9 protein-coding genes and 3 pseudogenes are annotated in these 8,650 nt (G+C 61.3%); 6 read left to right on the top strand and 6 right to left on the bottom strand.

Translation table 11 applies throughout. The annotated features are described in order from the left end of the window. Positions 1-4: 4 nt before the first annotated feature. Positions 5-802, bottom strand: a complete 798-nt coding sequence (locus HDG34_RS22030) for a 3-hydroxybutyrate dehydrogenase (protein ID WP_184062157.1) — start codon at positions 800-802, stop codon at positions 5-7. A 235-nt stretch (positions 803-1,037) separates the two neighbouring features. Between HDG34_RS22030 and HDG34_RS22035 the strand changes: the two genes are divergently transcribed. Both HDG34_RS22035 and HDG34_RS22040 read left to right on the top strand, forming a co-directional pair. After that, a complete protein-coding gene (locus HDG34_RS22035; protein ID WP_184062158.1) occupies positions 1,038-2,009 on the top strand; it encodes an aldo/keto reductase in 972 nt (323 codons plus the stop codon). Positions 2,010-2,128: 119 nt separating this feature from the next. After that, positions 2,129-2,974, top strand: coding sequence for a 23S rRNA (adenine(2030)-N(6))-methyltransferase RlmJ (locus HDG34_RS22040; protein WP_184062159.1), 846 nt, complete (start codon positions 2,129-2,131; stop codon positions 2,972-2,974). A gap of 77 nt (positions 2,975-3,051) precedes the next feature. Here the strand turns inward: HDG34_RS22040 and HDG34_RS22045 are convergent, their stop codons facing one another. From HDG34_RS22045 to cueR, 4 genes are all read right to left on the bottom strand, one after another. Beyond that, positions 3,052-4,092, bottom strand: a complete 1,041-nt coding sequence (locus HDG34_RS22045; RefSeq protein ID WP_184062160.1) for an ABC transporter substrate-binding protein — start codon at positions 4,090-4,092, stop codon at positions 3,052-3,054. 225 nt (positions 4,093-4,317) lie between these two features. Further along, on the bottom strand, positions 4,318-4,665 hold the full coding sequence (locus HDG34_RS22050; RefSeq protein WP_260321283.1) for a hypothetical protein: 348 nt from the start codon (positions 4,663-4,665) through the stop codon (positions 4,318-4,320). A 248-nt stretch (positions 4,666-4,913) separates the two neighbouring features. After that, the gene (locus tag HDG34_RS22055; protein WP_018418650.1) at positions 4,914-5,060 is read right to left on the bottom strand and encodes a DUF3563 family protein; all 147 of its coding nucleotides are present in this window, start codon (positions 5,058-5,060) and stop codon (positions 4,914-4,916) included. Positions 5,061-5,355: 295 nt separating this feature from the next. After that, entirely contained in the window at positions 5,356-5,778 is a 423-nt protein-coding gene (cueR, locus tag HDG34_RS22060; protein ID WP_018418651.1) for a Cu(I)-responsive transcriptional regulator, read from the bottom strand. A 134-nt stretch (positions 5,779-5,912) separates the two neighbouring features. Between cueR and HDG34_RS22065 the strand changes: the two genes are divergently transcribed. Beyond that, entirely contained in the window at positions 5,913-6,116 is a 204-nt protein-coding gene (locus HDG34_RS22065) for a heavy-metal-associated domain-containing protein (protein WP_090803824.1), read from the top strand. Positions 6,117-6,127: 11 nt separating this feature from the next. After that, complete coding sequence (locus HDG34_RS22070; RefSeq protein WP_184062162.1) at positions 6,128-7,051, top strand: SDR family oxidoreductase; 924 nt, start codon at positions 6,128-6,130, stop codon at positions 7,049-7,051. 59 nt (positions 7,052-7,110) lie between these two features. Here the strand turns inward: HDG34_RS22070 and HDG34_RS22075 are convergent. Beyond that, a pseudogene (locus HDG34_RS22075) lies at positions 7,111-7,302 on the bottom strand (transposase domain-containing protein); the annotation flags it as partial. 403 nt (positions 7,303-7,705) lie between these two features. Here HDG34_RS22075 and HDG34_RS22080 point away from each other — a divergent pair. Continuing rightward, positions 7,706-8,059, top strand: a pseudogene (locus HDG34_RS22080) (transposase); the annotation flags it as partial. Positions 8,060-8,134: 75 nt separating this feature from the next. Beyond that, positions 8,135-8,293 (top strand): annotated as a pseudogene (locus tag HDG34_RS22085) (IS3 family transposase); the annotation flags it as partial. Positions 8,294-8,650: the final 357 nt, after the last annotated feature.

An 8,650-nucleotide genomic window follows, 5' to 3' on the forward strand; every position in this document is an offset into this window, starting at 1 on the left:
CCCCTTAGTGCATGTACCAGCCGTGGCTCACGACGAACGACTGGCCGGTCAGCGCCGCGCTCGGGAATGTCGACAGGAACAGCACGGTCTGCGCGACGTCTTCGACCGTCGTGAAGATACCGTCGACGGTACCGCCCAGCATCACGCGCTTGATCACTTCCTCTTCGCTGATGCCGAATTCTTTCGCCTGCTCGGGAATCTGCTTGTCGACGAGCGGCGTGCGCACGAAGCCCGGACACACGACGTGCGAACGCACGTTATGCGCAGCGCCCTCCTTGGCAAGCACGCGCGACAGGCCCAGCAGAGCGTGCTTCGCGGTCACGTACGCCGACTTCAGCGGCGAGGCGAGATGCGAGTGGACCGAGCCCATGTAAATCACGACGCCGCCGCGATTGTCCTTGTACATGTGCTTGAGCGCGGCCTTGGTGGTCAGGAACGCGCCGTCCACGTGAATGGCCTGCATCTTCTTCCAGTCCGAGAACGAATAGTTTTCGATCGGATTGACGATCTGGATGCCGGCGTTGGAAACGAGAATGTCGATCGAACCGAATTCCTCGGCGACCTTGTCGATCCCCTGGTTGACGGCATCTTCGTTCGTCACGTCCATTGCCACGCCGATTGCCTTACCGCCGCCCTTTCTGATTTCTTCAGCCACGGCGTTCGCGCCGTCCTGGTTCAGGTCGGCGATCGCGACCACAGCACCCGCGGCCGACAGAGTCAACGCGATCTGTTTGCCGATGCCGCTCGCGGCACCAGTGACGACGGCAACTTTGCCGTTCAGATTCGAGTTCAGAGACGACATCCAGAACCTCCATGCAGTTGATGAGCAATGAGACCACGAGACCGCGCGCGGCGAGAAGTCGGCCAAACGGTATAGACCGTTCGGCGGATGCAGCGCGGCGGCCGACTTTGCTATTGTGCATGAACCCTGTGAACGACATAGGTAAAACGCACATCGAGCCGTATCTCTTTAAACTGGACGCTTTCGGGCTGAATCCGGGCTCCATTCCCGTGGCATCACCAACCAGGAGACATGCATGAATTATCGACGTCTGGGCCGCTCGGGCCTGCAAGTGAGCGAGTTGTCCATCGGCTCATGGGTCACGTACGGCAACCAGGTGGATCACCGCGCCGCGCGCGAATCGCTTGCCGCTGCGCGCGACGCGGGCGTCAATTTCTTCGACAACGCCGAAGTCTACGCGGGCGGCAAATCCGAGGAGATCATGGGCCATGCGTTGAAGGAGCTCGCGTGGCCGCGCGTGAGCTACGTCGTGTCGACGAAATTCTTCTGGGGACTCAACGAAGCGCCGAACCAGTACCACACGCTGAACCGCAAGTACCTGATGAACGCGATCGACGCGTCGCTGAAGCGCCTGCAGCTCGACTATGTGGATCTCGTGTTCTGTCATCGTCCGGACCCGAACACGCCGGTCGAGGAAACGGTGTGGGCAATGAGCGACATGATCGCGCGCGGCAAGGCGCTGTACTGGGGCACCTCGGAATGGAGCGCCGACGAGATTCGCGCCGCCTATGAAATCGCCGAGCGGCATCATCTGCACAAGCCGGTCATGGAGCAGCCGCAATACAACCTGTTTCACCGCAAACGCGTCGAGCAGGAATACAAACGGCTCTACGAGGACATCGGCCTCGGCCTGACCACGTGGAGCCCACTCGCATCGGGTCTGCTCACCGGCAAATATCGTGACGGCGTGCCAGCCGACAGTCGCGCGCAGTTGCAGGGCTATGACTGGCTGCGCCAGCAGCTCACGGACCCGACCCGGAACAACGTGGTCGGCCAGCTCGGCGCGGTCGCCGACGAGCTCGGCTGCACGGTCGGTCAGCTCGCGATCGCGTGGATTCTGAAGAATCCGAATGTCAGCACGGTGATCACGGGCGCCTCGCGGGTCGAACAGATCGGCGAAAACATGCAGTCCGCCGAGGTGGCCAAGCGCATCACACCGGAGATAAAGCAGCGGATCGAGGAGATCATCGGCGACGCGCACGAGTAATCGCGCGCGCAGCGCCACGCACCGGGTGGCTAACCGGGCACGCGCGGTCGCGTACAATACGCGACCGCGCGTCGCCGGCTCCTTCGGGCCAGCCTGCGCTCTCTCAGCGTCCTCTCATCATGCTCAGCTACCGCCACGCCTTTCATGCCGGCAATCACGCCGACGTTCTGAAACACGCCGTCGTGTTGCAGCTCCTGCGCTACCTTGGCCAGAAGGACAAGGCCTACTGGTATATCGACACCCACGCGGGCGCCGGCGTTTACTCGCTGAAGGAAGGCTACGCGACGAAGACCGGCGAGTTCGAAACGGGTATTGCGAAACTGTGGGGCCGCAACGATCTCCCGCCGCTGTTCGCCGAATACGTCGATGAAGTCAGCGCGCTCAATGCCGATGGCCAGTTGCATTTTTATCCGGGCTCGCCGTATCTTGCGTGGCGACAACTGCGCGCGCAGGATCGTATGCGGCTCTTCGAATTGCACAGCACCGAAATCGACGTGCTGCGCCACAATTTTCGCGACGCGGGCCGACGCGCAATGCTGTATGCGGGCGACGGCTTCGACGGGATTCTCACGCTGTTGCCGCCCGCGCCGCGCCGCGCGCTGATCCTGCTCGACCCGTCGTATGAAGACAAGCGCGATTACGGGCGCACGCTGCGCTGTGTCGAGGAAAGTCTGAAGCGGTTTCCGACCGGCACGTACGCGGTCTGGTATCCGCAGGTCAAGCGCCCTGAGTCGCAGCGCTTTCCCGATCAACTGAAGCAGTTGCAGAAGGACAACTGGCTGCACGTCAGCCTGAGCGTCAGCAATCCGCCGGAAGACGGCTATGGGCTGTTCGGTAGCGGCATGTTCATCCTGAATCCGCCGTATACGCTCGCCAAGACGCTGAAGGATCAGATGCCATGGCTCGTCAAAACGCTCGGCGAGGACAAGGCTGCGACGTTCAAGGTCGAATATCGCGGCAATTGAACGTGATGAGCGGCGCGTGAGCGTGCCGCGCGCGGTTCCCCGTCAGCTGTCTTGCGCAACCCGATCTCCGCATACGCTCACTTGAACTGCGCGGCCGCCTTGCTCGCGAACTGGTTCGTATAGGTAGCACCCAGATCGATCTTCTTCGGATCGAGCCGGCTATCGAACGACGACAACGCGCGCAGCGACGTCGCCGGGCCATCAGCGGGCATCAGTCCGTCCGGCGAATACGCGTCGCGCACGTTGTGAAAGGCGTCGAGATAGAGCGTCGGGTCGCCCAATAGATAGGCTTGCGGCACCATCTTCAGCAGATCCGCGTCGCTCGCAGTCTGCAGCCAATGATTCGCACGCACGATCGCGTTGGTCAGCGCCTGCGTTGTCTTCGGATTTTTCTGGATGAAGCTTTCGGCCGCGTAAAGCGTCGCCGCGGGCATCATGCCGCCGAACACCTCCTGCGTGCCTTTCACCGTGCGCGTATCGACAAGCACCTTGATGGCGCCGCTACGCGTGAGCTTGGTCATCATTGGATCGACATTGGACAGCGCGTCGATCTGCCCACTGCCCACCGCGGCCAGCACCGTCGCGCCGCTGCCGACACCGATCGCCGAAATGTCGCTGCGCTGCACGCCGGCCTTGCGCAACGCAACGGTGAGCACGAGATCCGTCGACGAACCCGGTGCGCTCACGCCGACCTTCGCGCCTTTGAAGTCCGCGAGCGACTTGATCTGATTGGCCTTCGACTTCACCACGCCGATCACGATCTGCGGTGCGCGGCCCATCAACACGAACGCGCGATAGTGCTGCCCCTTCGCCTGCATGAACAACGTGTGCTCGAACGCGCCCGCGCCGACTTCGGCGCTGCCGCCCACCACCGCTTCGAGCGCTTTCGAGCCGCCCGCGAAATCTTCGAGCGTGACGTTCAGGCCTTCGTCCTTGAAGTAGCCGAGCTGCTGTGCGGCGAGGACCGGCAGATAGTACAGGCCAGGTAAGCCGCCGACGGCCATCGTCAGTGTCGGCATTTCCGGCGTGTCCTTCGCGAACCCAGCGCCGGGCAACGCAGCCAGTGCGAGCAGGATCACGCAGGCGCGCGTCGCACGCTGCATCCATTGATTGACCATGGTGACGTCTCCTTGTTGTGTTTTCCGTTCGAAGCAGTGACGCAGGCGCACATGCCGAGATCGAAGCTCACGGCGGCGAGGCGCGCAACGATTGTCGTCGGACGGTTTCACGGACGCCATGCGCCCAAACCCGAATGAGATTGTCGGGTGCGAGGCAAGCTGGCATATGGGGGAGAAACGGGACCGCGCAGAAGCACCGACGACGATCTCTCGCGCCGTCGGTGCCTATTGCGGAAGGGGCACCGCTCGAGGCACCGGCCGCGGCACGCCACCACCCGCCGGCAATTGGATATACGGCGCGACCACGAACGGCGGCGACGATTCCGGAGGCAGCTCGACCGGTGCCGCGATCGGCGGCGCGGCGACGATCGGCTCCGGCGCAGGCGGCGAGCTCAGCAGTACGGTACCGCTCTGGCCATTATTGACGCCGCCAAGCGTATCGAGGATCACGGGGGGACGCCCGTTATCGGACACTGCGAATGCGTCCGACGCGGCGCAGAGGGCGGCGAGCGTCGCCATGGCGGCCACGGCCATCACGGCTCGGAAAGTTTGCTGCGAACGGACGGAGGACATGGACAGCCCGATGGGTTATGAATGTCGTCTTGCGCGAAAAACGCCATACATTACCGCGGGCCGCGTTACGAAGCTAGTCGATATTCGCCATCAGCAGCTTTCTTGCGCCGTTCACTCGAAAAAACGTCGAAGGCACACGCGGATTTCGATGTCCAGATGCGACAAAGCCCCGCTTTGACGGGGCTCGACATTGGTACTGCACGGCCGCGCAAAAGCAGGCGCCGCCAGGTCAAACTCAAAGCGGAAACTTACAGCGAATAGCCGTTGGTTTCGAGCGAACGGATGCGCTGTTCCAGCTGAACGATATCCGACGACGAGGCGAGATATGCCTCACGACGGCTACGTTCCGCGGTTTCGAACCAGGTGCTGAGCTTCTCAAGAATGAATGCAAACATGATGTTCTCCAAGGATCAGATCGAATCCCCGGTGATTTGACATCAGGGATTTCCCGTAAAAGGGTTAACCCGTATTATAGCCTTAAGGTGCAACCTGAACAGTGAAATGCCCGCATGGTGTGCATTCCGTTTTGGAATAGTGCACTCGAAAGGTGCAATGCAGTTCCTGATTTTATTGCGATTCATCCAGGCGTCCTTTAAGTGGACATCGTTTTCGCAATTTTTATGCGCACTTTCGGTGCATGAATCGCTCGACCTTGAGAATCGGCAGGCTGGGTTCCACTTCGATCAGCCGCTAAAGCGGGCGGCAACCTTGTCCGGATACAAGATCGGTGTCCGCCAGTCGCTCGATAATCGGACAATCTGGCCGGTCATCACCATGGCAATGATCGGCCAGATGCGCGAGAGTGTCGCGCATGTCCGTCAGTTCGGCGATGCGGCGATCGAGTTCCGCGACATGTTCGAGCGCGATCCGCTTTACTTCGGCACTTGCACGCGAGCGGTCGTGCCATAGAGCAAGCAGCCGCCGGATATCCTCGACCAGAAATCCGAGCCGGCGAGCCTGGCGAATAAAGCGCAAGGAATGCACTTCCTGCGGGCCATACACGCGATAACCGGCACTCGTGCGCGCCTTCGCAGTCAATAGGCCGACACTTTCGTAGTAGCGGATCATTTTTGCCGTAACGCCCGACACGCGGGCCGCTTCGCCTATGTTCATGACTGTTTCCTCAAGGTTGCGGCTGAACTCCAATCGATCCTACACCTTCCCATGGTGGGAAGGTCAGCTACCCAAACAGGGTACGGCAGGCATAATTCGACTATCCGCAATCTGATTCCGCCGAGGTCTTTGCAATGACAATCGAACTCCATGTAGAAGGCATGAGCTGCCAGCACTGCGTTGCCGCTGTCACGAGCGCGATTCGCGAGCACGACGCCGCCGCGCAGGTTCAGGTGGATCTCGCGACCGGCCGCGTGCTCGTGGAGTCGGCGCAACCCGTCGATGCGCTGAAGGCCGCAATTGACGAGGCCGGATACACGGTCACGTCTGTGCGCTGAGGGTGCCGCGCATGTTCAAGGTTGCCGTAATAGGTGGTTCCGGATTGCTCGGCCGCGCGCTCAACGACGAACTCGCGCGCCAAACCGGCTGGCAGACCGTCTCCACCGCATATAGCCGAACGTCTCCGCGAATGGTCGCGTTGGATGTTCGCGATAGCGTTGCGGTCGAGCGTTTCATCGACCGCGTAGCGCCGGATGCCGTCGTGATTGCCGCGGCGGAGCGCCGTCCCGATGTATGCGAGCGCGATCCGGCGCTTGCTCGCGCGCTGAACGTCGATGCCGTGCGAATGATCGCGGGGGCGGCGAACCGACACGGCGCGTGGACACTGTCGATCTCGACCGACTACGTGTTCGACGGCACGCACCCGCCCTATCGTCACGACAGCACACCTGCGCCACTGAACGCGTACGGACAGAGCAAGCTCGAAGGCGAGCGAGCGCTGACCGACACGGCCGAGGGCGGATGCGTGCTGCGTCTGCCGCTGCTATATGGTCCGATCGTCAGTTGGTCGGAATCGGCCCTGACTAGCCTCGTGCCGGCGATTGCAGCGGCGGCGGCGCCGGGGGCCCAGGCTGCCAGGATGGACGCTTGGGCGATCCGCTATCCTACGTTCACGCCCGATGTCGCTTTCGTGATCCGACAGATGCTCGAGCGGCACGCGCGCGGCGACACGGTCTCTGGCATCGTGCAATGGTCGGGCGACGAACCGATGAACAAGTACGAGATCGCCATACGCCTGGCAGAAGCGTTGCAACTCGACGCGCGCCTGACGCCCCAGCGCACCCCCACCGACGCGACGCCGCGCCCGCACAACTGTCATCTGGCATCGAGCCGTTTAGAGGTACTCGGAATCGGCCGACGCACGCCTTTCGATATGGCGATCCGGGAGGTGCTGGCCGCGTTTCCGTGGCAGGGACAGGCAACTTCCGTATGATCCGGCGCCTTGCGTGCGTACGGTAAGCGGCTGGCGAACCCACGTTGACGAACGGTGAATCAGGCGACAGCGGTAAGAGGTTGCCAGTTATGTGGCAGCAATGCGGCGATGTCGCTTGCCCTGTGGGTGGGCGGCCGTGTCCCGTTGTCTTTCAGATATGCGTGGGGTTCGTGACCGTTCAGTTGCGCTGAGCGGATGAGGCTCATGATTGCGGCCGCACGTTGGCCAGCGCGCAGCGACCCGGCGAACAATCGGATCCTATGTAGCGTGAGAGTCGTCAAGGCCCGAGTCGTAAGATTGACCGTGCCAAGGGTTGCTCAACGGAGGGCATCATGGACGCAAATCACGTTACCGGACCAACATGCTGAGGGCGTCATCCTGGCAGTGTCGCTTGAACTGTCTGCCGCCCAGTGGAAGGTCGCGCTTCACGACGGATTCAGGGAGAAGCCGGCGGTCCGCACGGTCAGCGCGCCACAGGCGAACTTGCGACTGCAGGCCGTTCTCGAACTCATCGCGCAGCACAAGCAGAAGTGGTCGCTGCCGTCGAACGAGCTAGCGTCAAGACTAATGGGATGGACGCCCCCACCCGAAGCGGCATCAATGTGCCAAAGTGGATGTGTCGAAGCAACCACCTGACCGAGGGGAGCGCCCATCGTGAAGATTACGACAGTTGGCATCGATCTGGCGAAGAACGTTTTTGCCGTCCATGGTGTAAATGAGCATGGTCGAACGGTGCTGAAGAAAGTGCTCAAGCGAAATCACGTTGCGGGCTTCTTCGCCAACCTCCCCGCCTGTGTGATCGGGATGGAAGCGTGCGCCAGCGCGCACTATTGGGCTCGCAAGCTGCAGGCCATGGGCCATATGGTCCGACTGATTGCACCGCAGTTTGTCAAACCGTACGTCAAGACGAACAAGAATGACGCGGCGGATGCTGAGGCAATCTGCGAGGCAGTCGCGCGGCCGAACATGCGTTTCGTGCCGGTCAAGAGCATCGAGCAGCAATCGGTGTATAGGCAACTTGATGAGCAGGGACTTCAGGCGGCGAGTTTCTGCTGAACCCGTTGATCGTCTTTCACCGGTCAGTACGCCAACCACGATGAAGCACGGCGCGACATCAACCAGTACATCGTCGGTTTTTACAACGCAGTACGCTTGCATTCGACTTTGGGCTATCTGTCGCCCGTTGCCTACGAGGCAAAACCGACAGTAAAAGAACCTATCAGCCTGTCCGAAATAACTTGACCACTACATCCTTGTGTCCTTAGATACGTGCGGGAGGCTAGCGTTGAGCGCGGGAACGCCACCGAGCAGCGCTCGGGACGCGCTAGACGCTTGTTTGTGCGCAGGTCGTATGCGCAAAAACGCGTCGATCAACAGGCTACTTTTGGCAGTGGCTGGCAACGGCGTCCGACCACGCTTATTGTTCGTGCCCGGTCGAGCATGTTGTTGTTGATTTGGCCGCGTAAACGCAAAAACCCCACCGCGGCGGGTGGGGTTTTTGACCGGAGGGGAGCCTGACGATTACCTACTTTCACACGGGCAATCCGCACTATCATCGGCGTGGAGTCGTTTCACGGTCCTGTTCGGGATGGGAAGGGG

It is taken from the genome of Paraburkholderia sp. HC6.4b (assembly GCF_014200875.1).
In the GTDB taxonomy this organism is placed as follows: Bacteria; Pseudomonadota; Gammaproteobacteria; order Burkholderiales; family Burkholderiaceae; genus Paraburkholderia; species Paraburkholderia tuberum.

Coding starts and splice junctions, on each gene's coding strand:
- HDG34_RS22065 (WP_090803824.1), top strand. CDS start 5,913: ATGACAATCGAACTCCATGTAGAAGGCATGAGCTGCCAGCACTGCGTT.
- HDG34_RS22070 (WP_184062162.1), top strand. CDS start 6,128: ATGTTCAAGGTTGCCGTAATAGGTGGTTCCGGATTGCTCGGCCGCGCG.
- cueR (WP_018418651.1), bottom strand. CDS start 5,778: ATGAACATAGGCGAAGCGGCCCGCGTGTCGGGCGTTACGGCAAAAATG.
- HDG34_RS22050 (WP_260321283.1), bottom strand. CDS start 4,665: ATGTCCTCCGTCCGTTCGCAGCAAACTTTCCGAGCCGTGATGGCCGTG.
- HDG34_RS22040 (WP_184062159.1), top strand. CDS start 2,129: ATGCTCAGCTACCGCCACGCCTTTCATGCCGGCAATCACGCCGACGTT.
- HDG34_RS22045 (WP_184062160.1), bottom strand. CDS start 4,092: ATGGTCAATCAATGGATGCAGCGTGCGACGCGCGCCTGCGTGATCCTG.
- HDG34_RS22055 (WP_018418650.1), bottom strand. CDS start 5,060: ATGTTTGCATTCATTCTTGAGAAGCTCAGCACCTGGTTCGAAACCGCG.
- HDG34_RS22030 (WP_184062157.1), bottom strand. CDS start 802: ATGTCGTCTCTGAACTCGAATCTGAACGGCAAAGTTGCCGTCGTCACT.
- HDG34_RS22035 (WP_184062158.1), top strand. CDS start 1,038: ATGAATTATCGACGTCTGGGCCGCTCGGGCCTGCAAGTGAGCGAGTTG.